Origin of the sequence: Trinickia sp., assembly GCF_051954495.1 — a bacterium.
In the GTDB taxonomy this organism is placed as follows: Bacteria; Pseudomonadota; Gammaproteobacteria; order Burkholderiales; family Burkholderiaceae; genus Trinickia.
In genome coordinates, this window is the sequence record NZ_JBQCHR010000021.1 from 22213 (window position 1) to 46292 (window position 24080).

Annotated in this window: 21 protein-coding genes; 10 read left to right on the forward strand and 11 right to left on the reverse strand. The window is 65.2% G+C overall.

Annotation, left to right across the window (positions count from 1 at the left end; genetic code table 11):
• Window positions 1–232 precede the first annotated feature (232 nt).
• Together ACTHNR_RS02545 and flhD are read left to right on the forward strand one after the other, a co-directional pair.
• The gene (locus ACTHNR_RS02545) at window positions 233–373 is read left to right on the forward strand and encodes a hypothetical protein (protein WP_440545873.1); all 141 of its coding nucleotides are present in this window, start codon (window positions 233–235) and stop codon (window positions 371–373) included.
• 139 nt (window positions 374–512) lie between these two features.
• Window positions 513–803, forward strand: a complete 291-nt coding sequence (flhD, locus tag ACTHNR_RS02550; protein ID WP_440545874.1) for a flagellar transcriptional regulator FlhD — start codon at window positions 513–515, stop codon at window positions 801–803.
• A gap of 137 nt (window positions 804–940) precedes the next feature.
• On the opposite strand, the gene ACTHNR_RS02555 is transcribed toward flhD, so the two are convergent.
• Window positions 941–2131, reverse strand: coding sequence for a urate hydroxylase PuuD (locus ACTHNR_RS02555; protein ID WP_440545875.1), 1191 nt, complete (start codon window positions 2129–2131; stop codon window positions 941–943).
• Between the two features lie 40 nt (window positions 2132–2171).
• Window positions 2172–2525, reverse strand: a complete 354-nt coding sequence (gene uraH / locus ACTHNR_RS02560) for a hydroxyisourate hydrolase (RefSeq protein ID WP_440545877.1) — start codon at window positions 2523–2525, stop codon at window positions 2172–2174.
• A gap of 373 nt (window positions 2526–2898) precedes the next feature.
• Between uraH and ACTHNR_RS02565 the strand changes: the two genes are divergently transcribed.
• On the forward strand, window positions 2899–4305 hold the full coding sequence (locus tag ACTHNR_RS02565; RefSeq protein ID WP_440545879.1) for an 8-oxoguanine deaminase: 1407 nt from the start codon (window positions 2899–2901) through the stop codon (window positions 4303–4305).
• Window positions 4306–4326: 21 nt separating this feature from the next.
• Here ACTHNR_RS02565 and ACTHNR_RS02570 read toward each other — a convergent pair whose 3' ends face one another.
• Window positions 4327–5259, reverse strand: coding sequence for a LysR substrate-binding domain-containing protein (locus ACTHNR_RS02570; protein ID WP_440545880.1), 933 nt, complete (start codon window positions 5257–5259; stop codon window positions 4327–4329).
• A 310-nt stretch (window positions 5260–5569) separates the two neighbouring features.
• Here ACTHNR_RS02570 and ACTHNR_RS02575 point away from each other — a divergent pair, with 310 nt between their 5' ends.
• Genes ACTHNR_RS02575 through ACTHNR_RS02590 form a run of 4 tightly spaced genes read left to right on the forward strand, consistent with a single transcriptional unit; the run spans window position 5570 to window position 10453 of the window.
• Window positions 5570–7180, forward strand: a complete 1611-nt coding sequence (locus ACTHNR_RS02575) for an ABC transporter ATP-binding protein (RefSeq protein ID WP_440545882.1) — start codon at window positions 5570–5572, stop codon at window positions 7178–7180.
• 57 nt (window positions 7181–7237) lie between these two features.
• Complete coding sequence (locus ACTHNR_RS02580; RefSeq protein WP_440545883.1) at window positions 7238–8341, forward strand: ABC transporter permease; 1104 nt, start codon at window positions 7238–7240, stop codon at window positions 8339–8341.
• A gap of 46 nt (window positions 8342–8387) precedes the next feature.
• A complete protein-coding gene (locus tag ACTHNR_RS02585; RefSeq protein WP_440545885.1) occupies window positions 8388–9317 on the forward strand; it encodes an ABC transporter permease in 930 nt (309 codons plus the stop codon).
• Window positions 9318–9367: 50 nt separating this feature from the next.
• Window positions 9368–10453: a BMP family ABC transporter substrate-binding protein gene (locus ACTHNR_RS02590; protein ID WP_440545887.1), complete on the forward strand. Its 1086-nt coding sequence runs from the start codon at window positions 9368–9370 to the stop codon at window positions 10451–10453.
• Between the two features lie 42 nt (window positions 10454–10495).
• On the opposite strand, the gene ACTHNR_RS02595 is transcribed toward ACTHNR_RS02590, so the two are convergent.
• Both ACTHNR_RS02595 and ACTHNR_RS02600 read right to left on the reverse strand, forming a co-directional pair.
• The gene (locus tag ACTHNR_RS02595; RefSeq protein WP_440545888.1) at window positions 10496–10705 is read right to left on the reverse strand and encodes a dodecin; all 210 of its coding nucleotides are present in this window, start codon (window positions 10703–10705) and stop codon (window positions 10496–10498) included.
• 97 nt (window positions 10706–10802) lie between these two features.
• Complete coding sequence (locus ACTHNR_RS02600) at window positions 10803–11285, reverse strand: hypothetical protein (RefSeq protein WP_440545889.1); 483 nt, start codon at window positions 11283–11285, stop codon at window positions 10803–10805.
• A 372-nt stretch (window positions 11286–11657) separates the two neighbouring features.
• Between ACTHNR_RS02600 and ACTHNR_RS02605 the strand changes: the two genes are divergently transcribed.
• Window positions 11658–13265 (forward strand): sensor histidine kinase, encoded by a 1608-nt coding sequence (locus ACTHNR_RS02605; protein ID WP_440545890.1) that lies wholly within the window; start codon window positions 11658–11660, stop codon window positions 13263–13265.
• 42 nt (window positions 13266–13307) lie between these two features.
• Complete coding sequence (locus tag ACTHNR_RS02610) at window positions 13308–15281, forward strand: response regulator (RefSeq protein ID WP_440545891.1); 1974 nt, start codon at window positions 13308–13310, stop codon at window positions 15279–15281.
• Between the two features lie 42 nt (window positions 15282–15323).
• Here ACTHNR_RS02610 and mscL read toward each other — a convergent pair whose 3' ends face one another.
• Both mscL and ACTHNR_RS02620 read right to left on the reverse strand, forming a co-directional pair.
• On the reverse strand, window positions 15324–15767 hold the full coding sequence (mscL, locus tag ACTHNR_RS02615; RefSeq protein ID WP_440545928.1) for a large conductance mechanosensitive channel protein MscL: 444 nt from the start codon (window positions 15765–15767) through the stop codon (window positions 15324–15326).
• 146 nt (window positions 15768–15913) lie between these two features.
• Window positions 15914–17317 (reverse strand): methyl-accepting chemotaxis protein, encoded by a 1404-nt coding sequence (locus tag ACTHNR_RS02620; protein ID WP_440545892.1) that lies wholly within the window; start codon window positions 17315–17317, stop codon window positions 15914–15916.
• Between the two features lie 425 nt (window positions 17318–17742).
• Here ACTHNR_RS02620 and ACTHNR_RS02625 point away from each other — a divergent pair, with 425 nt between their 5' ends.
• Entirely contained in the window at window positions 17743–19374 is a 1632-nt protein-coding gene (locus ACTHNR_RS02625; protein ID WP_440545893.1) for a methyl-accepting chemotaxis protein, read from the forward strand.
• Between the two features lie 111 nt (window positions 19375–19485).
• On the opposite strand, the gene ACTHNR_RS02630 is transcribed toward ACTHNR_RS02625, so the two are convergent.
• From ACTHNR_RS02630 to ACTHNR_RS02645, 4 genes are all read right to left on the reverse strand, one after another.
• Entirely contained in the window at window positions 19486–21015 is a 1530-nt protein-coding gene (locus tag ACTHNR_RS02630) for a flavin-containing monooxygenase (protein WP_440545894.1), read from the reverse strand.
• Window positions 21016–21017: 2 nt separating this feature from the next.
• Window positions 21018–22202, reverse strand: a complete 1185-nt coding sequence (locus tag ACTHNR_RS02635) for a tetratricopeptide repeat protein (RefSeq protein ID WP_440545895.1) — start codon at window positions 22200–22202, stop codon at window positions 21018–21020.
• 108 nt (window positions 22203–22310) lie between these two features.
• Window positions 22311–22997, reverse strand: a complete 687-nt coding sequence (locus ACTHNR_RS02640) for a PspA/IM30 family protein (RefSeq protein WP_440545896.1) — start codon at window positions 22995–22997, stop codon at window positions 22311–22313.
• A gap of 218 nt (window positions 22998–23215) precedes the next feature.
• Complete coding sequence (locus tag ACTHNR_RS02645) at window positions 23216–23749, reverse strand: hypothetical protein (protein WP_440545897.1); 534 nt, start codon at window positions 23747–23749, stop codon at window positions 23216–23218.
• Window positions 23750–24080 lie beyond the last annotated feature (331 nt).

Sequence of the window (24080 nt, forward strand, 5' to 3'; positions counted from 1 at the left end):
CGCCCGCAGGCAGAGTGCGGGCGTTTTTACTTGTTTTGCCCCCCCGCGTAGCCCTGGCGCACTTTGGTCGTAGGAAAACGCTGACAAGCCTACCGCCAGGTATTACGTGAGGTTCAGCGGCGGCTGATTTGTTTATTCGAGGCGCTCGCCGATACTTTGGTCACAGGAAAACGTTTCGCGCAGCGCCTTAACGGCACGGACGTTTCAAACCTTGAGCTACGGAGAGATCGCCATGAGCCGCTTCGCCAAAGACCTCATCGAACTGCAACGCCTTTGCCTCGGTGGTTCCGGTGCGCTCACGCAACATCTGCTGCGCGAGATCGCCTGCAACCTGATCGCTGCCGGCGTGGCCGACGAGCGCGGCGGTTGCTGATTTCTTCGTCGTATGACGGCAAACGTTTGCCGCGCAACAACGATTTTCGAGTGACGTAAGCCGGCGCCGCACCGCTGACATTCCGGCTTTCACCGTCAAACCCTGAGTTCGAATCCCGACGCCCCTGGCGGAGATAGACATGAACGGTAACGAGACCCTCCAATCGATCCGCGAAATCAACTTGTCGTATCTCTCGCTGGCGCAGCGCCTGTTGCGGACGGATCGCGACGCCGGCAGGCAACGGCTCGGCTTATCGACGCAAGTGGCGGATATCATCGTCGACCTGTCGGGGCCGCAACTGATCAAACTGGCCGGCTGCGACCAGCTGGTCTGCTTCTTCCGCTTCAACGATCGCTCGATGTTCTCCGCGCTGTCCGTGCCCGCCGCGCGCGTGCCGCAACCGGTCGACCTCGTCCCGCAAGCCGCCTGACGCCTGCGCGCATCGAGCGCGTTGCCGGTGGAGCAGTTCGGAAGTGAAAAGCCCCTTCGGCATGACTGTGCCGAAGGGGCTTTGTTTCGTCCGTCGTTCGGCCCCGAAGCGGGGAATCGAACGATGAACGGCGCCAACTACTGCGTGCGCGTATTGAACCAGGCGGCGACTTTTTCCCGTTCCGCGCTGGTCATCTGCGTAACGTTGCCGAGCGGCATCGCTTTGAGCACGACGGCCTGTTGGTAGAGCCGCTGCGCGTTCGTCGAGATTTCCTCGGGTGTATCCAAGAGCACGCCGGCCGGGGCGCTGCCCATCAAAGTCGGGTGCGCCGAATGGCACGCGACGCAGCGCTGCTGCAGGATCGGTTGTATATCGGCGAGCTTGACGGCCGGCTCATTCGCCGCTTGCGGCTGCGGTGCGACAGGCTTGGGCAGCGTGACGGCCAGCGCGGCGGCGAGCAGCGCGATGCCGGCCGCGGGCAAGTACCAGAGGTGCTGGCCGCGGTGACGGATCACGAAGAACTGGCGGATCAGCGCGCCGGCCAACATGATGACGGCGAGCACGGCCCAGTTGTAGGGGTGCGTATACGTCATCGCGTAATGGTTCGACAGCATGGCGAACACGACGGGCAACGTGAAATACGTGTTGTGCACCGAACGCTGCTTGCCGCGTTTGCCGTAAATGGGGTTCGGCGCTTCGCCCTTGAGCATGGCGCTCACCATCTTGCGCTGCCCCGGGATGATGACGAAGAACACGTTGGCCGACATGATCGTCGCGATCATCGCGCCGACGATCAAATACGCTGCGCGGCCGGCGAAGATATGGCACGCGAGCCAGGCCGCCACGACCACATACACACCGACGATTACCCCCAGCAGCCGATCGTTGTGCCCGAGCAGGCGGCACAGCGAGTCGTACACGATCCAGCCCGCGGCCAGGAAGCCGAGCGCGGCCGCGACGGCTACGACGGGGCCCATATCGAGCACGTTCTTGTCGATGAGGTACGTTCCCGGCGAGAACAGATACAGCACGGTGAACAAGCTGAAGCCCGACAGCCAGGTCGAATACGACGGCCATTTCGACCAATGCAGGTCCTCCGGCATTTGCGCCGGCGCGACCATGTATTTCTGCATGTTGTAGAACCCGCCGCCGTGCACGTGCCACAGTTCGCCGAAGACGCCGCGCTCGACGAGCGATGCGTCCTTCGGTTTTTTCAAGCTGTTGTCGAGTGCGACGAAATAAAACGATTCGCCGATCCACGCGATGGCGGCGACGACGTGCAGCCACCGCAGCGCGAGGTTCAGCCAGTCGGTGATGAAACCTTCCATGAAACGCCTCCGAGCTCCTGATATCCGTTGGTCTGTGCGCTTAACTGCCGCGATAGGTGCTGTAAGCCCATGGCGAGACGAGCAGCGGTACGTGATAGTGGGCGTGCGCGTCGGCGATGCCGAAGCGCAATACGACGCGATCGACGAAGCGCGGCTCGGGCACGCGTACGCCGGCGGCGGCGAAGTAGTCGCCCGCATGAAACACGAGTTCGTATTCGCCGGCGCTCAAGGCGTCGCCTTCGAGCAGCGGCTTGTCGCAGCGGCCGTCGTCGTTGGTGACGACGCGCGCGAGCGGTGTCCGGGTATCGCCGTCGAGCCTGAACAGCTCGATCGCGATGCCGGCCCCGGGGCGCCCGTGCGCCGTGTCCAGAACGTGGGTAGTCAGCTTGCCCATTCGCAGTTTTCCTTGTGATGAACGCGAAACGTGTAAGGGCGGCTCGATCCGATACGCAAGCGGCGGATCGAGGCTCCACGTCGAGTGGCTACATACCCGTCGGCGAGTCGATACGAGCGCCGTGTCGCCATTCTAAGAAGTGGGCGGCCGCTCGTGAGCGCGCGATAGGAAAGATAAGGGCGGCCGCATGAGGCTGGGGCGTCGAAGCGCGCAATACCCGGGGCCGTCTGCCGAAATCGACGCAATATATCGAAACCGTGAAGGCGAGTATCGCGCAAACGTAGATTGCCAGGGCTATTTTGGCTCCCGATCGTTATGCCGTTGGCTTGCGTCGGCAGTCGAACGGCTTACTTCCATGCGGAAAACACATTAGATGACGAACGAAGCGCCCTTGCACGCACCCGGTGCACCACGCCCCAAGACGATGCTCGTCAAGCACGCCGACGTGCTGGTCACGATGGACGGCGCACGCCGTGAATTGCGCGACGCGGGGCTGTTCATCGAAGGCAACCGGATTGCGGCGGTCGGGCCGACGAGCGAATTGCCGAACACGGCCGACGAGGTGCTGGACCTGCGGGGGCACCTCGTCATGCCGGGGCTCGTCAATACGCATCACCACATGTATCAAAGCCTGACGCGCGCCGTGCCCGCCGCGCAGAACGCCGAACTCTTCGGCTGGCTCACGAACCTTTATCGCATCTGGGCGCATTTGACGCCCGAGATGATCGAGGTATCGACGCTCACCGCCATGTCCGAGCTCCTGCTCTCGGGCTGCACGACGTCGAGCGATCATCTTTACCTGTATCCGAACGGCAGCCGGCTAGACGACAGCATCGCCGCGGCCGCGCAGATCGGCATGCGTTTTCATGCAAGCCGCGGCAGCATGAGCGTGGGGCAAAAGGACGGCGGCTTGCCGCCCGATTCGCTCGTCGAGCGCGAGGCCGATATCCTCGAAGACACGCAGCGCCTGATCGAGACCTATCACGACGAAGGTCGCTACGCGATGCTGCGCGTCGTCGTCGCGCCGTGCTCGCCGTTTTCGGTCAGCCGCGATTTGATGCGCGAATCGGCGGCGCTTGCTCGGGGCTACGGCGTCTCGATGCATACGCATCTGGCCGAAAATGTGAACGACGTGGCCTACAGCCGCGAGCGTTTCGGCATGACGCCGGCCGAGTATGCCGAGGATCTCGGATGGGTGGGCGCCGACGTCTGGCATGCCCACTGCGTGCAACTCGACGCGGCCGGGATCGGCCTGTTCGCGCGGACGCGCACCGGTGTCGCGCATTGCCCGTGTTCGAACATGCGGCTCGCATCGGGGATCGCACCGATTCGCAACATGCGCGATGCCGGCGTGCCCGTCGGGCTCGGCGTGGACGGTTCGGCGTCGAACGACGGGGCGCATATGGTCGGCGAGGCTAGGCAGGCGATGCTGCTGCAGCGCGTCGGCTTCGGGCCCGATGCGATGAGTGCGCGCGAGGCGTTGGAGTTGGCGACGCTAGGCGGCGCGGCGGTCCTCGGGCGCGAGGACATCGGTGCGCTCGCGCCCGGCATGGCGGCCGATTTCGTGGCGTTCGACCTGCGTCAGCCGAGCTTCGCGGGCGCGCTGCACGATCCGGTGGCGGCACTCGTATTCTGCGCGCCTTCGCAGGTATCGCTGAGCGTGATCGACGGCAAGGTCGTCGTGCGCGATGGATGTTTGGCGACGCTCGAACTCGCGCCGCTCCTCGAGCGGCATAACGCGCTCGCGCGCTCGCTTGGGGAAGCCGCGCGCAGCGCTTAGGCGGCGCGGCGCGAGCGCGCTTTACGGGCGCTCGACGAGCGTGCGCGTGGCGTCGGCAATGAGGCTGCGCAGCCAGCGCACTTCGTCGGAGTAGTGACAGCGCTCGTGCCAGAGCTGGTAGTACTGCATCGGCGGGAAGTCGAGCGGGGCGGACAATACCGTCAACGGCAAGAACTTGGCGTAGTGGTCGGCGAATAGGCGTGTGGTCGTGAAGATGAGGTCCGACTTCACGAGCACATACGGCGCGAGATTGAAGTAGGGCAGCGTGACGACGACGTGGCGTTTGAGCCGCTCTCGCGCGAGATGCACATCGATCGCCCCGCGCTGACCGACCGAGTAGGGCGAGGGCGCGAGGTGCGGCGCGTTCAGGTACTGATCGAGCGTGAGCGTGCCGCGCTTGGCGAACGGGTGCGTGTTGCTCATGAGGCAGACGATCTCGTCGACGAACAGATTCGACAAATGCAGTTGCTCGGGCGGCTCGGGCCAGTTGCCGACGACGACGTCGAGCTTGCCGTCCTCGAGCGCGAGTTCGTAGTCGAATGAGGGGCCGAGCGAATGAAACTCGAGCTGCGCGTTGGGCGCCGCTTGCCGGAAGCGTTCGACCACGGTGGGCACGAACAGCACGTTGAGGTAGTCGGGGCAGCCGATGCGATAGCAGCGAATCGAGGTGGCCGGATCGAAGTTGTGCTGTTGGAAGCGGATGCGTTCGATCTCGCGCAGCGCGTTTTGGACCGGCTCGAGCAGGCGCAGGCCGTATTCGGTCGGCACCATGCCCGACTTGCCGCGCACGAGCAGCGGATCGCCGGTGATGTCGCGCAGGCGGCGCAGCGCGGCGCTGATGGCCGGCTGGGATTGGTTGAGCTTGACGGCCGCGCGGGTGACGCTGCGCTCCATCAAGAGGGTGTGCAAGACGCGCAAAAGATACGTGTCGATCGCCTCGCGCTGCTGACTCATGGTTGCTCCGATATATGGTTAGGCTGATCGGACGGGCGTGGGAACATCAGGTTTTTAATATGTACGTCGACGCGCGTCAAGGGCGCGGATACCCGTGTAGCGCAGCGGCCGAATGGAGCCTGGGCCCGATATTGTCGGCTCGACGCGTGCCTGCGATTTGGGTATCGTCGGGCCAGGCCGCGTGGCGGCGAAAGTTGAAAGCACCACCCGATGGCGCGCGGCGCATCGAGGTGAACGGGGAGCGCGGCGCGCCGTCGGTGCGTCGCGCATGGCATGACTAGGGTGGCAGGACAGTCGAACGACGGACTTCATGAACGATCAATCAACGCTCGGCGCACCGGTGGGCCAAAGCGATAGCGACGGCGGACGCGCGCCTCTCGTGCCGCGGCTCGCGCTAACGGGCATCAGCAAGCAATACCCGTCGGTGCGGGCCAACGACGACGTGCGCCTTACCGTTGCGCCCGGCGAGATTCACGCCGTGCTCGGCGAAAACGGCGCGGGCAAGAGCACGCTGATGAAGATCATCTACGGTTCGGTGCGCCCCGATGCGGGCGAGATCCGCTGGGAAGGCGATCTCGTCGAGATCGCGAGCCCGGCGCACGCGCGCAAGCTCGGCATTGGCATGGTCTTCCAGCACTTTTCGCTGTTCGAGACCTTGACCGTCGGCGAAAACATCGCGCTCGCGCTCGACGAGCCGTTCGATCTCGCCGCGCTCGGCAAACGCGTTCGCGAGGTGTCGGCCGAATACGGGCTCGACATCGATCCTCAGCGGCACGTGCATAGTCTGACGGTCGGCGAGCGCCAGCGCGTCGAGATCGTACGCTGCCTGCTGCAGCACCCGCGGCTCTTGATCATGGACGAGCCCACGTCGGTATTGACGCCGCAAGCCGTGCGCAAGCTGTTCGAAACGTTGAAACGATTGGCGGCGCAAGGCTGCAGCGTTCTCTACATCAGCCACAAACTCGACGAAATACAAGAGCTTTGCGATACGGCCACGGTCATGCGGGCAGGGCGCGTGACGGGGCATGTGCGGCCGCGCGAGGAAACGCATGCGTCGCTCGCGCAATTGATGGTCGGCCACGCGCTGCCCGATTACACACGGCGCGCACATGCGCCGGGCGAGGTGCGGCTCAGCGTCAAGGCGTTGTCGGCGTTGAGCGATGACCCGTTCGGAACATCGCTCGAAAACGTCACGTTCGACGTGCACGCGGGCGAGATATTCGGCATCGCGGGGGTCTCGGGCAATGGTCAGGCCGAGTTGCTTGCGGCTCTGTCGGGCGAGAAGCGCTGCACGGGCGAATCGGACGCCGTGACGATTTGCGGCAAGCCCGCGGCGCGGCTCTCGGCCGCCGCGCGTCGCCGGCTGGGTTTCGCGTTCGTCCCCGAAGAGCGGCTTGGCCGCGGCGCGGTGCCGGCCATGTCGCTGGCCGAGAATGCGCTCTTGACCGCGCATCGGCAGCCCGGCATGGTGCGGCACGGATGGATCGGCGCGCGTGCGATGCGCGCGTTCGCCTCGCGCTGCATCGAAGCGTTCGACGTGCGCTGCGGCGGGCCCGATGCGCTCGCGCAATCGCTGTCGGGCGGCAATCTGCAAAAGTTCATCGTCGGACGAGAGCTGCTGCAAGCGCCGAAAGTGCTGGTCGTCGCGCAACCCACTTGGGGCGTCGATGTCGGCGCCTCGGCTTTCATTCGCCAGCAGCTGCTCGACCTATCGGCGAGGGGCGTGGCCGTGCTCGTGATCTCCGAGGAGCTCGACGAACTGTTCGACATTTGCGATCGCATTGCCGTCCTTGCGCGCGGGCGCTTGTCGCCGGTGCGCAAAACGGACGAGACGAACGCCGAGGAAATCGGCCTGTGGATGGCCGGCCTCTTCGGCGATCGCGGCGCGGCGCCGCCCGAGCAGCAGGCGCTCCACGCTTGAGCGCGGATCGCTTGCTGCTCCCACGCTGATAAACGCACCTACGACGCCCGAGTTCACATGCACTTCCCCTACCGAATCGAAGCCCGCCCAACGCCTTCGCGCGCGATGCAGTTTGCCGTGCCGGCGATCGCGGCGCTTCTGACGCTGGCCATCGGCTTTCTCATCTTCAGCCTCGTCGGACGCGACCCCGGGCAGGCCATGCGCGCCTTCTTCATCGATCCGCTCGCCGACGCCAACGGCTGGTCCGAGCTACTGCTCAAAGCCTCGCCGCTGTGCCTGATCGGCCTCGGCCTTGCCATCGGCTATCGCGCCAACGTATGGAACATCGGCGCGGAGGGGCAGATGCTCGCGGGCGGTATCGCCGCGAGCGGCGTCGCGATTCACTTCGACCAAGCGAGCGGCGCGTGGATCTTGTTCCTCATGATGGGCGCGGGCATCGCGGGCGGCATGATCTGGGCCTCGATCCCTGCCTTCCTGAAAACGCGCTTCAATACGAACGAGATCTTGACGAGCCTCATGCTGACGTACGTGGCCACGCAGCTCTTGATCTACCTCGTCAGCGGTCCTTGGCGCGATCCGCAAGGGATGAACTTCCCCATTTCGGAAATGTTCTCGGGCGATGCGCTTTACCCGACGTTCGGTGGTGACTGGGGTTGGCATTGGCTGCGCGGAACGCGGCTGAACGCCTCGATCTTCGTGACGCTCGCGGCTATTCCAGCGGCGTGGCTCTTCATGCGCAAGAGCTTTGCCGGCTTTCGCATGAACGTGGGCGGACTCGCGCCGCTCGCGGCGCGCTATGCGGGCTTCTCCGATACACGCACGGTCTGGACGTCGCTGCTCGTCAGCGGCGCCCTCGCGGGCCTCGCGGGCATGGGCGAGATCGCCGGGCCGATCGGTCAGCTGCAGGCGACTTGGTCGCCGGGCTACGGCTTCACGGCGATCATCGTCGTGTTCGTCGGCCGCCTGCATCCGGTGGGCATCGTCCTCGCGAGTTTGCTGATGGCGCTGCTCTACCTCGGCGGCGAGGCGGTCCAAACCTCGATGCAGCTGCCTCAGGCGCTTTCGGGCGTGTTTCAAGGCCTGTTGCTGTTTTGCCTGCTCGGGGCGGACCTATTCGTCAACTACCGCGTGCGTCGGGTCGCGAGCGTCGTGCACGGGTGATCCCGCCATCGAATCATCAGCCAATCGAAATAGAACGAAACGACTCATGGATATTCAACAAGCCGGTACGCTCGCCTCGAGCGCCGTCGTCGCGGCGATTCCGCTGATGTTCGCGGGCGTGGGCGAACTCGTCACGGAAAAGTCGGGCGTTCTGAACCTCGGCGTCGAAGGCATGATGCTGATGGGCGCCGTCACGGGCTACGCGGTCACGGTCACGACAGGAAGCCCGTGGCTCGGCGTCGCGGCCTCGATCGGCGCCGGCGTCGCGATGGCGCTGCTCTTCGGATTTCTCACGTTGACGCTGCTCGCCAATCAGGTTGCCACGGGATTGTCGCTGACTATCTTCGGGATCGGCTTGTCGGCCTATGTCGGCAAACCTTACACCTCGGCGTCGGTCAGCGCGACGATCGCCGCGTGGCCGATTCCGGGCCTGGTGAAGATCCCGGTGCTCGGGCCGGCGCTGTTCGCGCTGACGCCGCTCGGCTATCTCGCCTTCGCCGCATTCGGCCTTGTTGCATGGTTTTTGTATCGGACGCGAGCGGGTCTCGTGTTGCGCTCGGTCGGCGAATCGCCCAGCGTGGCGCACTCGGTCGGCTTTCCCGTGATCGGCGTGCGCTACGGTGCGACGTTGTTCGGAGGCGGCATGGCCGGGCTCGCGGGCGGCTACTATTCGATCGTCTACCTGCACCTGTGGCAAGAGCAGCTCACGTCGGGGCGTGGCTGGATCGCGCTCGCGCTCGTGGTGTTCGGCACGTGGCGCCCGGGACGATTGCTCGTCGGCGCATTGCTGTTCGGCGCCGTCACGGGGCTGCAGTTCTACGCACAGGCCGTGGACGTGCCCGTGCCGACGCAGGTGCTCGCCATGCTGCCGTATCTGGCGACGATCGTCGTGCTGGCTGTCATTTCGCGCAATCCGAATACGATCAAGCTCAATGCGCCCGCGTCCCTCGGCAAGCCGTTTTTCGCAACGAGCTGAGCGCGCCGCGCCCGAATCGACCGTTTCACCCACACCACTGGAGAAGTTCGATGAGAAGAAAAACGTTGCCTCTGCTTGCCGCCGGCATGGCGCTCGCGCTGGGCGCCGCGCTGTCGCCGGCCGCGCAGGCGCTTGACGCGCCCGGTGTCGCTTTCGTCTACCTCGGCAATCCCGGCGACGCCGGCTGGACCTACGCGCACGATCAAGGATCGAAGGAAGCGGAGGCGAAGTTCGGCAACAAGATCAAGATCACGCGGGTGGAGAACGTGCCGGAATCGGCCGACTCCGAGCGCGTATTCCGCGATCTCGCGAGCAAGGGCAACAAGATCATCTTCGGATCGAGCTTCGGGTATCAGGATTTCGAGCTCAAGGTCGCCAAGGATTTCCCTGATACGGTCTTCCTGCATGCGACAGGCTACAAGAAAGCGAAGAATTTCGGCACGTACGACGTGCGCATGTACCAGGGCGCCTATCTCGCCGGTATCGTGGCCGGCCACGTGACGAAGACGAACACGCTCGGCTTCGTCGCATCGGTGCCGATCCCCGAAGTGGTGCGCAACATCAACGCATACACGCTCGGTGCACGTTCGGTGAACCCGAAGGTGCATACGAAGGTCATTTGGATCAACAGCTGGTTCGATCCGGGCAAGGAGAAGCAAGCCGCCGAGACGCTGATCGGCCAGGGCGCCGACGTGCTGCTGCAAAACACCGATTCGAGCGCGACGCTGGCCACGGCGGAAGAGAAAAAGGTTCACGCCTTCGGTTGGGATTCCGACATGAAGAAGTTCGGTCCCAATGCCCACCTGGGTTCCGTCGTCGCCCACTGGGGCGTCTACTACCAGGCTGCAATCCAGCAAGTACTCGACGGCAAGTGGAAGAACGATCCCGTGTGGTGGGGCCTGCCGCAGCGAGCGGTCGATCTCGAAGACTTGAACACGTCGGTGCCGGTTGACGCGCGTGCGGACGAGAAGAAGGCGCACGATGCGATCGCGAGCGGCAGCCGCGACGTCTTCACGGGCCCGATCAAGGATCAGACCGGTGCGGTGAAGGTGCCGGCGGGCAAGACGCTGGGGGATGCGGAACTGCAACGGCTGAACTGGTACGTCGAAGGCGTCGACGGTTCACTGCCGAAGTAAGCTTTCGGGCGGTGGGCGGCGCGTGTCGCCCACCGCCCGAGATCAATCTTCGAGGCGCATACCCACCTTCAGGGTGACTTGCCAATGCGCGACGGTGCCGTTTTCGATGTGCCCGCGCGTTTCGGTCACCTCGAACCAATTCAAGTTGCGCAGCGTCTTGGACGCGCGCTCGATCGCGCACCGAATAGCATCGTCGCACGACTTCGTCGACGAACCGGTCAGTTCGATGTACTTGTAGACATGTTCGGTCATGAGCTCTCTCCGTTTTTCCTCGACATCGTGCGGCCGCAAGCCGGCGCAACGCGCCGCCAGCCGTCGAAATAGACGAGGCGGTATGGCCGCCGCGTCGTCAGCGGAACGAACGAGGGGCGGCGTCGCCGGCGTTTTGCCTGCGGGCGCCGCGGGCCGCCGTGCTTGCGCCGAACTCGGGCAGAATCCTCGCGCGGGCTTGGCTGGCAAAGACCAGGAAGCCGAACCCGTTCGTCTCGTACCAGTAGCCGCCGTTCTCGAGCCCTTCTAGCGGCTGCTCGAGTGCATTGGCGATCGATTCGATGCAACGCCTGCGCAGTTCGTCCACGTCCGGATAGGGCGGCTGCGCACCGCGCACGGTGCAGAGCAGCACATCGAGCCCCGGCAGCACGTGCTCGTAGAGCACAGGCTCGTCCTGCGCGCGCGCACGGGCGATCTTGGTGTCGAGCTGGACGAAAAGTTTGAACTGGCGCAGCACAGCGAGAAACGACTCCTTGCTGTCCGCACTTGCGCGCCTGCGCTTTCTCGGGAAGGACATAAACATTCGCCTGAAAAAGAATTGCAAGAAACACAGCGTCCTCATGCGACCACTCCCGGCTCTCGCGCGCCGCACGTCCGATCTTTTATAGCATACGAAATCGGTGTCTTCACGACCGTGCAGCGTCGTTGCATGTCGACACCCGTATGCAGTCATGCCGGAGCGAGGCGTGTGTCGCGCCGCGCTCGACATCTATGGCAATAATAGGCCCGAGTTTCGCCCGCGTGCTGATCGATCTCATAAAAAAGCCGATTTTCTGTGCGCCCACGCGCCTCTATATCGTCCGTTGAAATATCTTGAAACTGAACGGATAATGATTCGGTTTCACTCTTGCACGTCGTGCGATGCAAGCGCCGTGCCGCCCGGAAGCCTTCGCGGTGCGGCGGCGCGCGACTCGTCGGATGCCGCCAAGGACGCATGAAACTATTCACGAAAGGGCTGCTGCTGATTGCCGTGCCGAGCTTGGCCGAGCTCGCGCTGGTCGGCATGCTGTCGAAAACGCAGGAACAGGCGTCCGAGGCGGGGCAGTGGGCCGCGCACAGCAAGCAAGTGCTCTATCAGGCGTCGGTCATCGTCGATCCGCTGCTGCGCGAGGCTTCGCGCGTACGCGCCGGCCTCATCGTCGGCGACCCATCGTTCATCGACCGGCACGTCGTGTGGGTCGACCTGGGCGATCGCCTGTCGCGGCTCGAAAAGCTCGTCGCCGACGATCCGCTCCAAGTGGAGCGCGTGCGGCGCATGCGCGAGGCCGTCAACGCCTACCGTACACAGACCGACCAGATCTACGCCGCGTTGCGCGACGGCCAGCGCCTGCAGCTCGCATCGTTCGACAGCGCACCGCTGCCCGCGCCGATTCAATCGTTTCGCGATGAGTTGAGCGCATTCGTCGCCGACGAATCGCGGCTGGACGCCGAGCGTAGCGCCGAGCTGGCGGCCACGCGGGGGCAGCAGCGCTACGCGCTCATCGCCGCGATCGTCGGCTCGATGCTGATCTGGGCGATCGCGGCGCTGGCCTTCGCCGGTAACATCGGGCGGCGCCTGCGCACGCTCACCGCCAATGCGCAGCGGCTCGGCCGTTCCCAGGCGCTCGGCGCGCCGCTCGCGGGCAACGACGAACTCGCGCAGCTCGATGCGGCCCTGCACCGCACGAGCGCACGGCTGACCGAGGCCGAGCACGATCAGGCCGCGCTCCAGGCGACGCTCGAGACGCGAGCGCAAGAATTGACGCAGGTGAACGACAATTTGCGGCAGCAGAAGCAAGACAACGATATGTTCATCTACAGCGTGTCGCACGATCTGCGCTCGCCGCTCGTGAATCTGCAGGGGTTTTCGCGTGAGCTGCAGGTATCGTGCGACGAACTGCGGACGATGCTGATCGATGCACAGCTGCCGGAAGCCGAGCGCGGGCGCATCACGCGCGTGCTCGACGGTAATTTGAGCGAAGCGTTGCACTATCTGCGCACAGCGGTCGCGCGCTCGGCCTCGATCATCGATGCGCTGCTGAGGATTTCCCGCGCGGGCCGGCTGGAGTACCAGTGGCAGCGCGTAAGCGTGGCGCGCGCCGTCGCGCGCGTCGTCGAATCGCTGCATCAAGCGATCGTCGAGCGCAATGTAACCGTTTCAGTCGGTGAGTTGCCGCCCGTCTGGGGCGATCCCACCGCGATCGAGCAGATTTTCGCCAATCTCATCGGCAACGCCGTCAATTATCTCGATACGTCGAGGGCCGGGCGCATCGAGATCGGCACGCTCGAGCAGCCGCCGCGCGAAAGCGGCGAACGAGCGCCTAGAATGCGGACTTACTTCGTACGCGACAACGGGCTGGGTATTCCGGATGCATGTATGCCCAAAATGTTCAGCGCGTTCCAGCGCCTGCATGGGGACCGTGCGAAGGGCGACGGCATCGGGCTCGCACTCGTGCGCCGCGTGACCGAGCGGCACGGCGGGCGCGCATGGGTGGAGTCGACGGAAGGCGTGGGTTCGACGTTTTACGTGACGCTGCCCGAGCAGCCGTTGCGAATGACTTGAAACGAGGCGACGGACAGAACGAGCAAGAGTCACAATACGAGCATGACAGAAGTATTCTCCCCGGAGCCAGCGCGCGTACTCATCGTCGACGACGACGAGGGTATTTTGCGGCTGGCGCGTAAGTCGCTCGAGCGTGCGGGCTGCCGCGTGTTTGCCTATCCTAGCGCGAGGGCCGCGCACGCGCGGCTCGCGCAAGACCTGCCCGATTTGATCGTGCTCGATTATCAGCTCGACAGCGCCGAGACGGGCCTCGATTTCTTCCGGCGCCTGCGCGGCGAAGGCGTCACGTTGCCGGCGATCCTCGTGACGGGATTCACCGACGAATCGCGCGTGATCGAGGCGTTGCGGGCCGGCGTCTCCGACGTCGTGCCGAAGTCGGGCGGGTATCTGGACTACCTGCCCGAGGCGGTCGAGAGGGTGCTGACGCAGGTCCGCCTGCAACGCGCATCGGCCGAGGCGCTGTTGCTGCGCGACCGCGAGGCGCATTACCGCAGCTTGTCGGAAGCCTTGCCGCACCTTGTCTTTACAAGCAACGCGCGAGGCGAGTGCGACTTCTTTTCGAAGCAGTGGTATGCCTATACGGGCCTGGGCGAATCAGCTTCGCGCGGACTAGGCTGGCTCGACGCGGTGCATCCCGACGATCGCGACGCGTTGCGGCAATCGTGGCTCGATTCCATGAGCGGCACGGCCGCGGCCGATTATCGGCACGAACTGCGCTTGCGCGCGGCCGACGGCACGTATCGCTGGTTCGACATGCGTATTGCCGCGGTGCGCGATGCCAGCGGCGGTGTGGGCAAGTGGTTCGGGAGTTGTACCGACATTCAATCGCAGCGCGAGACGATGGAAGAGCACGAGCGGCTGCTGGCGGCCGAGCAGTGCGCGCGTCAGACGGCCGAGGACGCGAACCGCGCGAAGGACCGATTCCTCGCGATGCTCTCGCACGAACTGCGTACGCCGCTTACGCCGGTGCTCGTCGGGACGCGCGTGCTGGAGACGATGCCCGAGCTGCCGGCGGCAGCGCAGTCGAGCGTCAAGATGATCCGGCGCAACATCGAGCTCGAGGCGCGGCTCATCGACGATCTGCTCGATCTGACGCGGGTGGCCAACGGCAAGCTGAGGCTCGCGCTCGAGACGGTCGACGTGCACGAAGTGATCGACAGCGTGCTCGAGCTCTTTCGCTCGGAAATCCAAGTCAAGGCGCTCGACGTTCACGTCGAGCGGCGCGCCGAGCATCATCACGTGCTCGCCGACCCGGCGCGGCTGCAGCAGATGCTCTGGAATCTCGTGCGCAACGCGGCGAAATTCACGCCCGACGGCGGGCATATCTACGTGCGCACGCGCGATGCGCGCATGCGCGTCGAAATCGAAATCGAGGATACGGGCATCGGCATCGCGCCCGAGCAGATCGGCAAGCTGTTCAATGCGTTCGAGCAGGGCAGCCAGCGCATGACGCAGCAATTCGGCGGGCTGGGGCTAGGGCTTGCGATCACGAAGGCGCTGACCGATGCGCATGGCGGAACGGTCAGCGCGCGCAGCCCTGGGCCGCACTGCGGGGCAACCTTCACGATCGCCTTGCCGACGGCGGCGGCGCCCGCCGAAGCGCCCGTGCCGGTTGCGTCGGCCCAAGCTCCAGCGGACGAACGCATCGCCATTCTGCTCGTCGAGGATCACATCGATACGGCCGATGTCATGGCGCACCTCATGCGCTCGCTCGGTCACGACGTATCGGTCGCCGGGACGGTGGCCGAAGCGCTGGCGGCCACGCGCGCGAAAACGTTCGACCTCATTGTCAGCGACGTGGGATTGCCCGACGGGACGGGCCTCGATTTCGTGAGTGCGGTGCGCCGGCATTCGCAAGTGCCGGCGATTGCCTTGACGGGCTACGGTTCGGACGACGACGTGCGGCGCTGCTTTGCGGCGGGCTTTACGGCGCATTTGACCAAGCCGATCAATTTCACTCAGCTCGAAGTACTGATTCAGCGCGCGGCCGAAACGAAGGCGCAGGGCGGGGCGTGAAGGCCCCGGGGCCGGAGCGGGCGCCCCAGGCGCCCTTGCGATTCAACGCTGTTTGAGCGCGTCGCGAATTTCCCGCAGCAGCACGATGTCTTCCGGCGGCGGGGGCGGCGCGGCCGGTGCTTCTTCTTTCGCCGGCTGGCGCAGCGAGTTCATGAACTTGACGAGCGCGAACACGATCATCGCGAGGATGAGGAAGTTGATCACCGCCGTGATGAACGAGCCGTAGCCGAACACCGCGACGCCGGCGGTCTGAAGATCCTTGTATGAATCGGGATTGCCCTTGAACGAGGGGGGAATGTCGCCCAGGCGAATGAACTTGTTCGCGAAGTCGAGGCCGCCTGTGGCGACGCCGACGATCGGCATGATGAGATCCTTCACCACCGAGTTGACGATCGTCGAGAAGGCGCCGCCGATGATCACGCCGACGGCGAGATCCATCACGTTGCCCTTGACTGAAAACTCCCTGAATTCCTTGACGATGCCCATATTGGTTTTTCCTCCTTGCTGGACGGGATTCATGCGGCCGCCTCGAGCGGCGCAAGGCGCATGCCATCGCGGCCATGATAGCGAACGGCCGATCGATAGGGGAGGATTTTTCGCGCCGGCTTGGTGTACCGGCGTACGTCGGGGGTTCAGGTCTTGTAGGCGAGCCTCAGTCCGCCCCAGTGGCGGCCGTTCACGAAGATCGGCGCCGAGGCGTCCTTCATCATCGCGAACGCGCCGCCTCCCATGTCGCGGCGGTACGTTTGCAGCAGGAACGGCTTCGTGTGGCTCGCGGCCGCCAAGCCGGTGCGGTCGTTGAAGATGCGCCGGTTGCGGCAATTGGCCGTATTCCATACGGCGTCGCCGGGGCGCTGCGGCTGCGAGAACTTGCGGTTGTGCGTGGGCAGGTACCCGCGCACGTCGACCGCCGCGCAAAACGCCACGCGCTCGTCGAGCGCGAGCAAGGGCTCTTGAATCTCGGGCAGCACGCGATCGGTGAAGGCCGTGAACTGCGTCATGAATTGCTGGGGGTCGCTGCCCGGAATCGGTGCGTGGTGCGCGTCGAACAGGGCCGCCTCGGTGATCTCCCCGCGGGCAAGCGCTTGTTCGAAGCGCTTGCCGATCAGCGCGGCGGTGCGTTGCGCGGCTTCGATGAAGCGGGTATCGGGCGTTTCCACGCCGGCCGCGGCCGTCAGCTCGATCAGCGTTTCCGATACCGACAGCAAGCTCGTGAGCCGATCCTTCGCTTGCAGGAAATTCTCGCTCGAATGTTCGACGCCGCTTGCCATGTCGCCCACTTGCTCTTCGAGGTGATGGCATTGCGCTTCGATGTCGTCGGTCAGCGTGGCGATTTGCTCGGCCTCTTCGTGGAGCTGGTTGATGGCCGTTCCCGTCGATTGCACGATGCCGCCGATCGTGGCCGAGCCTTCCTTCACGCGATGCGCGCGCGCCGTGTTCTCCGTGCCGTCGGAAATGAGCTGCTCGGTTTGCTGAGTCAGCCTCGCGAGCGTCGCTTCGATCTGGGCCGTCGCTTGCGCCGTTTTGCTCGATAGGTTTTTGACTTCCGCCGCCACGACGGCGAAGCTTTTGCCCGATTCGCCGGCCCGCGCGGCCTCGATTGCCGCGTTGATCGCAAGCAAGTGAGTCTGGCGCGCGATCAGCGAGATTTCCTCTGAGACCGTGCTCACGTGATCGAGCGCCTCGCGCAGCGCCTCGATTTGCGCGGCGATGCCAGTCACGCCCTCGACCAGACCGTGAATGTCGGCAAGCGACGCATCGAGCGTCTGACGCGACTGCTCCACCGCGCTCGACGCCTCGCGGCTGACGACGCGCACCTGACGCGCCGCTTCCGCGATACGGTGATTGCCTTGCATCGTGACCGCGGCCGAATCGCGCAGGGAACGGCACACATGGGCTTGTTGCTCGACGCGCTTCGCGACTTCCTCCACGTGACCCGATACGTCGCAAATTTCGATGCCGAGCTTGCCGGCGTGAGCGGCGATGTCCGCGACGAGCGAACGCGCGGCGCGAGGTCGGCGCAAGGTGAGGCGCATGGTCAGAGTCTCCTTGGCGCGAACGAGCGTGTCGTTGCGCATCGTTATCGGCTGCGGCCGCGAAGGCGGCGCTTGCGGCTCATATCTAGCTAAATTCGCTTACGTGGCGCTTACGCATGCTGCGATGCGTGGAGGCCGGATGCATGCGCGGGCGGGCTGTCCTTTGTGTTTACGGACGGTGTGGGGCCCGGCTTGAGTGGGGGATGACGATAGTATGACTAAAGTGCTTTTAGCCATTGCGCAATCGCCGCGAAACGCTTAGATTGCGCGAGAACCTTCGCACGCACGACGCGCCCGATCAGACCACCACTCGCAGCAGGCCGGGTCCATCCGACGCTCCGCAAGAGAGCCGCATGTGCGCGCTTTACCACCACCACGGAGGGGACCGTGCCACGCTTTGTCACGAGCGTGCGCACGTCGATGCCATGTTCAAACGCTTTACGATTCGCGGCGGGCTTACGCTCACGATCGCGGGCTATCCGCTCGCCCTGATGGCGGCCATGGCCGCCGGCATGCTGAGCCTGCAAAAAAGCAACGATGCGCTCAAGCAAATGTATGCGACCGATACGGCCGCGCTGACGCATTTGAAAACGAGCTCCGAACGCATGCTCCAAGTCCGGCTCGCGCTCGGCAGCTATGAGACCCTATTTTCGATGGGCAAGGCCGGCGACGATTTGCTGCCGAAGGCGCATGCCGTGCTGAAAGACAGCGATGCGCAATGGGCCGATTATCTGCAAAAGCCGCGCGACGAAAACGAATCGCACCTCGCGGACGCGGTCACGAGCGCGCGAACGGCGCTCGTCCAGCAGGCGATCACGCCCGAGTTTCAGGCCCTCGAGCAAAACGACTTCAACACGTTCCGCACGCTGCAGGGGCAGACGGCGAACGAACTCTATGCGCGTTACGAGAAAGCGATCAACGAGCTCGAGGCATTGCAGGTCTCGCACCAGGAAGCGCGCTACGCCCAGTCGCAGACGACGTTCCATGCGCTTGCGACAGGCGCCGCCGTCATTGCCGCGATCGCTTTCGTCGTGGGGCTGTTCGCGCGGGCGGCGCTGGTCTCGGCCGTCGTGCGGCCCATCGACGCCGTTATTCGCCACTGCGAGCGGATCGCATCGGGCGATCTGACGGGCTCGATCGTCGCGAACCAGAACAACGAAATGGGCCGATTGCTCGTCGGTTTGAAGGGCATGCAAGAGGCGCTCGTGGCGACGGTGTCGCGCGTGCGCATGGGATCGGAGGCGATCATGCACGGGGCGCGCGAGATCGCGACCGGCAACGCCGATCTGTCGCAGCGCACGGAGCAGCAGGCCGCGTCGCTGCAGGAAACCGCGTCGAGCATGGAGCAGCTGACGTCGACCGTGAAGCTCAACGCCGAACACGCCGTCGAGGCGAGCACGCTCGCGCATGATGCTTCTGAAACGGCGGCGCGCGGCGGCGAAGTGGTGGGCGACGTCGTGCGCACGATGGAGGACATCGCCTCGAGCTCGAATCAGATCGGCGACATCATCGGCGTGATCGAGGGCATCGCGTTCCAAACGAATATTCTTGCGTTGAACGCGGCTGTGGAAGCTGCGCGCGCCGGCGAGCAGGGCCGCGGGTTCGCGGTCGTGGCGGGCGAGGTGCGCAGCCTCGCGCAGCGCAGCGCGAGCGCGGCGAAGGAGATCAAGTCGCTGATCGCCGCGTCGGCCGACAAGGTGCAGGCCGGCAGCGCGCTCGTCGGGCGCGCCGGTCAAACGATGGATCAGGTCGTGAGCGCGGTGCATCGCGTGACGGACATCATCGGCAAGATCAGCGCCGCCTCGGGCGAGCAATCGACCGGCATCGAGCAGATCAATCTCGCCGTCGTGCAGATGGACTCGGTGACTCAGCAGAACGCGGCGCTCGTCGAGCAAGCCGCGGCGGCCGCGGCGTCGCTCGAGGAACAGGCGGCGCAGCTGGACTCGGCCGTCGCGGCCTTCCGCGTGGACGCGCATGCGGGCGAGCGCGGTTCGCGTGCCGCGGCGCCGCATGGCTCCCACATGCTGCGTGGCGTCGAGCCGGCAATGGCGAGCTAGCATCGTCGCCGCCGGTAAGCTTGCGGGGGCAGGCCCGAACGGGTCTGCCAACCGCCTCGCCGTCGTTGGCCCAGGTGTGTTCTTGCCGGCGCGCTCGACGCGACCGCGCGCTCATTCGTCGAACCGGTAGTCGCTCGTGCGCACGCGCCGCGTCAATCGTCTAAAAGCGAACGTGAAGCCCGGCCAGAGCGCGGTGTTCTTGCCGCTCTTCGAGAGATACCAGCTTCGGCAGCCGCTCATCCACACCGATCCGCGGAACGCATCCTGCAACTTGTCGTTGAAGGCACGCTGCACATCGGCGCGCACGTCCATCGTACGCGCGCCGCGTTTGCGAAGGGCGCGCAGACAATCGGCGATGTAGGCGATGTGCGACTCGATCATGTACACCATCGAGTTGTGGCCGAGCCCCGTGTTCGGGCCGACCATCATGAAGAAGTTCGGAAAACCCGCGATGCTCGCGCCAAGATACGCCTGCGGCCCTTCCGCGCGCCAGCGCTCGTCGAGGTCGGCGCCGTGCGCGCCGATGACCGAAAACGGCGCGCCTGCATCGGCGACGTCGAAACCCGTCCCGCAGATGATCGCGTCGACGCGATAGTGGCGGCCGTCGTCGGCGACGATCCCATCCTCGACGATTTCGCGGATAGGCGTCGTCACGATTTCGACGTTCGGTTGCGTGATCGCCGGGTAATAGTCGCTCGAAAGCAGTACGCGCTTGCAGCCGAGCACGTAGTCGGGCGTGAGCTTGGCGCGTAGCGCCGGATCTTTCACGCGTCGGGCGAGATAGCTCGAGGCGAATCGCATCGGGGCGCGCATCCATTTCGGATTGACGATGAAGGCGAGGGCGCGGGCTTCATGCTGCCAATAGACGCCCCAGCGCACCAGCCTTTGCGCGAACGGCAGCCAGCGAAAGAGGCGTTGCGCCCCGGCGCCGATGGCGCGATCGGGCCGCGGCATGACCCACGGCGGCGTGCGCTGAAATACCAGCAAGCGCGCCACGCGGGGTTGAATGCGCGGAATGAACTGCACGGCGCTCGCGCCGGTGCCGATGACCGCGACAGTCTTGCCTTCGAGCGGATACCCGTGATTCCAGCGCGCCGAATGAAACAACGCGCCGCCGAAGCGTTCGATGCCGGCGATTTTCGGCAACGCGGGGCGCGAAAGCGGCCCGTTCGCGGCGATCACGACGTCGACTTCGACGGTTTCGCGAACCTCGTCAATGCCGCCGTTCGGGTTGGCGCCGCTCCGTTGCGCGCAAGCATGCTTGGACACGATATCGAGCTGCCAGACGCGCGCTGCGTCGTCAAAGCGTGCCCTCTCGACGCGGGCGTTGCATCGAATCAGCGGATCGATGCCGTGATCGCGCGCGCAGCGCTTCAAATAGCCGAGGATTTCTTCCTGCGTGCCGAACGTGCGCGACCAAGAGGGGTTCGGCGCGAACGAGAACGAGTACAGATGGGAGGGAATGTCGCAGGCGGCGCCCGGATAGGCGTTGTCGCGCCAAGTGCCGCCGATGTCTGCCGCCGCTTCGTAAAGGGTCAACGAAGCGACGCCCATGCGCTTGAGGCGAATCGCCATGCCGATGCCGGCGAACCCGCTGCCGATGATCGCGATGCGCGGCGCGACCGTGAACGAACGCGTCACGCTCAGGTATCGCTCCAACCGCCCGAATCGTCGCTGCCGAAATCGACGCCGCCGTCCGAGCTGCCGCCGCTGTCGTCGTTCCAGTCGTTCGAGCCTTGGCCGAAATCGACGCCGCCGCCGTCACCGCGCTCGGCGGCGCGCCGACGCGATTCGTCATCGATGATGACGTCGCGTTCGACGACACGATCGCGGCCGTGCGAAAGCGCTTCGCCGAGCAGGACGCCCGTCAGCAAACCGCCCATGCCGCCCATTCCTCCGCCTTGCTGGACGACGACGGTCGGCTGCTGCTGCGGCGGATACGGCTGCTGGGCGCCGTAAGGCGCTTGTTGCTGCTGCAGGCGCTCGGCTTCCTGCGCGTAGACCGAGGGGCCCGCGCCCGGAGCCGGCGCGTTGGCGTTCGGATCCGGCCGCCCTTCGGTACGTGCGCGCAAGCTATCGAGCTGTCGCGACAAGTCCTCGAGTTGATAGGCGGGGACAGGGTTGCCGTTGTTCGAAAGCGATTCGACGAGCGTGCGCAATTGGTTCTCGACACCTTCGACTTCGCTGGCCAACGTTTCGTGTCCGGGGGCCGTCGACAAACGCGCATCGAGCTTCAACGAGCGTGCCGCGTTGAGCAGCTCCGTCGCGCGCTTGAGTTGCGCGCGGCGCTCCTCATCCGCGCGCGAGTCGCCGCTCGAGCGCGCGCGGCGCAGCGTCCAGCGCAAGATCAGGGCGATCGCCGCGATCAAGACCGCCAAGCCGATCCATGCGGCGATCGAAGGACCGTGGTGCTTGGGAGCAAGCGGCGCCGCCTGCGCGAACGGGTTCGCGGTGCTTTGCGTTTGCGCGGAAGGCGCCGGGGCGGGCGCGGGCGTGCCGGCGCGATTAGCCGCTGCGCGCACGCGCGCTTCGACTTGCGCGAAGCGCGACGCACTCGTGAAGCGGATTTGCGGGTCGAGCGTCTTCGCCTGTTCGATCTGCGCGAGCGCGTCGGCGTAGCGACCTTCGTTCGCCAGCACTTGCCCATACAAATAGTGGGCATGCGCGTTGTTCGGATGCGCGGCGAGCACCTGCGAGAGTTCGGCGTCGGCTTGTTGCCAATTGCCTTGCGCCATCGCGCGCTCCACTTGCTGGGCGCTCGGTACGGCGAAGGCCGAGCCCGAGGCGAAGAGCAGGGCGGCGAGCGCGGCTGCGAGGAATGTCTTCATTGAGCGACCCGGGCGCACGCGCCCGTCTCCATAACCATCGACCTGTTCAGACGGCGCTCACCCGAGGGCGCCTGGCGGCGGCGCCCCCGTGCGGCGCGTCGCACGACGTCATTGCGCCGGCGTGTTCGCGTTCATTTGCTTTTTCAGCGCTTCGAGACGATCCTCGACCGACGGGCCGTGGTCGAGCGCGGCGAGCTTGTCCTCGAGCGCCTTGCCCGACGACGTATCGGCCGAATTCAGTCGAGCGTCGGAGCGTGCATTCGATAGTGCGACCTTGTCTTCGAGCTTGCGGAAATCCTCGGACAAGTTCTTTCCGCCGATGCCGCCGAGCGCGGTGGCCGCGACGTCCTTCGCCTGCGCGATCTCTTGCTTGGCCTGCAGAATGTTCGAGCGGGCGTTCAAGTCGTTGCGGCGTTGGCGCATATCGGCGATCTGGCTCTTGAGCTGATCGACGGACGGCTCGAGCGTGGCCAGTTCCTTGGCCAGGGCGTCGCGCTCCGCTTCCGCATTCGACTGCGCGGCCAGCGCTTCGCGCGCAAGCCCTTCGTCGCCCGATTGCAGCGCGCGCTTCGCGCCGTCTTCGTACTTCTTCGCCTTTTCGGCGGCGGCGTCGCGCTTGCTTTGCTGCGTGGCAACCTGCGCCTCGATCTCGATCAGCGCGTTCTCGGCCTTGCCGATGCTGTCGTCCAGCTCGCGCACGATTTGGCGCGCGTCGCGCGACGGGTCCTGCACGGACTCGGCCGCATCGTTGAGCAAGCCTTTGACGGTGCGCGAAATTGAGTCGAATAGCGACATGAAATCCTCCGTGAATTGAAATCGGCGCCGAATGCGGGCTACGGCGGTTCGATGATACCGATGACTACATGCTACGCCGCGTTGCGGCCGCCGGCGCGATGCGCCTTCGGCGACGTGGCGCGCCAGCTCAATGTCGGGACGGGCCGCGCGATTGCAAGAGCGCCGCCCGGTCATCGCGTCCCGTTTTCGACGCCCGCGGATAGTACAACAACGTATCGTTAAAACCCGCTTAAATCTCGCGATTCGTTGGCGATGACACGGGCGACGAGCGCCTCGTCGTCCGGATCGGGGCTATCGTCGGAGCGCTCTTGGGCTTGCGCCTGGGAGGCGAGTGCGCGCGCGACGGCGGCCGCGACGGGCAGTGCGGCGCTGTGGCCGTCGCCCTCCGGGATCTGGCGCTCCATGGTCGAGGAAGATGGGGCGTTCGCCTCCCCGCCGGCGCGGACCGGGGCTGGGCCGCGGTCGGACCCAGGCGCCGACGTGAATCGGCCGTCCGGATCCGTTTCTCCTGCCCGCCCCACCTGGCCCGCCGCCAGCCGCCGCAGCACGTCGCTGTCGCTCGTTCGGCTTTGGGCGCCCAGCCGGTCGACGAGGCCCGCCGCGCGCACCTCCTCGCCTGTTTCGTCGAAGGCGAGCACCGCGCGCCGAACGAGCTCGCTCAGGCTGATGCCCATGCGGGCGGCGCGGGCTGCGAGCACGCGTTTCTGAGCGGGTGTCACGAAGACGACAACACGTTCGGAGCTAGGATTCATGGTCGGCTCGCTGTCGTTGGACCGCCGTGCGAATGGGCGCGGCGAGTCAGGGAAAACGGGCGGAGCAATGGCGTTCTTCATCATAGAGCCGCCCGTCGTGCCTTCAAACGCGGTTTGGCGCGATTTTCGTGCGCTGTCAAGCACTTACGCAGGTTTTCTGCAGCTTCTCCACAGGTCTTTCAACATTTTCTGTTGATAACCTGCGCCTATCGGGCGAATGTGCCGTCTTGCATCACTTCTTAACAAAAAAATTCCGGTGCGGCCGCGGCGATGCCATTAAAATGCGCTGTTGCCCCGCGCTCGGCGGTTCGCTGCCGAACGAGGCCGACCA

Coding starts and splice junctions, on each gene's coding strand:
- ACTHNR_RS02545 (WP_440545873.1), top strand. CDS start 233: ATGAGCCGCTTCGCCAAAGACCTCATCGAACTGCAACGCCTTTGCCTC.
- flhD (WP_440545874.1), top strand. CDS start 513: ATGAACGGTAACGAGACCCTCCAATCGATCCGCGAAATCAACTTGTCG.
- ACTHNR_RS02555 (WP_440545875.1), bottom strand. CDS start 2,131: ATGGAAGGTTTCATCACCGACTGGCTGAACCTCGCGCTGCGGTGGCTG.
- uraH (WP_440545877.1), bottom strand. CDS start 2,525: ATGGGCAAGCTGACTACCCACGTTCTGGACACGGCGCACGGGCGCCCC.
- ACTHNR_RS02565 (WP_440545879.1), top strand. CDS start 2,899: ATGACGAACGAAGCGCCCTTGCACGCACCCGGTGCACCACGCCCCAAG.
- ACTHNR_RS02570 (WP_440545880.1), bottom strand. CDS start 5,259: ATGAGTCAGCAGCGCGAGGCGATCGACACGTATCTTTTGCGCGTCTTG.
- ACTHNR_RS02575 (WP_440545882.1), top strand. CDS start 5,570: ATGAACGATCAATCAACGCTCGGCGCACCGGTGGGCCAAAGCGATAGC.
- ACTHNR_RS02580 (WP_440545883.1), top strand. CDS start 7,238: ATGCACTTCCCCTACCGAATCGAAGCCCGCCCAACGCCTTCGCGCGCG.
- ACTHNR_RS02585 (WP_440545885.1), top strand. CDS start 8,388: ATGGATATTCAACAAGCCGGTACGCTCGCCTCGAGCGCCGTCGTCGCG.
- ACTHNR_RS02590 (WP_440545887.1), top strand. CDS start 9,368: ATGAGAAGAAAAACGTTGCCTCTGCTTGCCGCCGGCATGGCGCTCGCG.
- ACTHNR_RS02595 (WP_440545888.1), bottom strand. CDS start 10,705: ATGACCGAACATGTCTACAAGTACATCGAACTGACCGGTTCGTCGACG.
- ACTHNR_RS02600 (WP_440545889.1), bottom strand. CDS start 11,285: ATGAGGACGCTGTGTTTCTTGCAATTCTTTTTCAGGCGAATGTTTATG.
- ACTHNR_RS02605 (WP_440545890.1), top strand. CDS start 11,658: ATGAAACTATTCACGAAAGGGCTGCTGCTGATTGCCGTGCCGAGCTTG.
- ACTHNR_RS02610 (WP_440545891.1), top strand. CDS start 13,308: ATGACAGAAGTATTCTCCCCGGAGCCAGCGCGCGTACTCATCGTCGAC.
- mscL (WP_440545928.1), bottom strand. CDS start 15,767: ATGGGCATCGTCAAGGAATTCAGGGAGTTTTCAGTCAAGGGCAACGTG.
- ACTHNR_RS02620 (WP_440545892.1), bottom strand. CDS start 17,317: ATGCGCCTCACCTTGCGCCGACCTCGCGCCGCGCGTTCGCTCGTCGCG.
- ACTHNR_RS02625 (WP_440545893.1), top strand. CDS start 17,743: ATGTTCAAACGCTTTACGATTCGCGGCGGGCTTACGCTCACGATCGCG.
- ACTHNR_RS02635 (WP_440545895.1), bottom strand. CDS start 22,202: ATGAAGACATTCCTCGCAGCCGCGCTCGCCGCCCTGCTCTTCGCCTCG.
- ACTHNR_RS02640 (WP_440545896.1), bottom strand. CDS start 22,997: ATGTCGCTATTCGACTCAATTTCGCGCACCGTCAAAGGCTTGCTCAAC.
- ACTHNR_RS02645 (WP_440545897.1), bottom strand. CDS start 23,749: ATGAATCCTAGCTCCGAACGTGTTGTCGTCTTCGTGACACCCGCTCAG.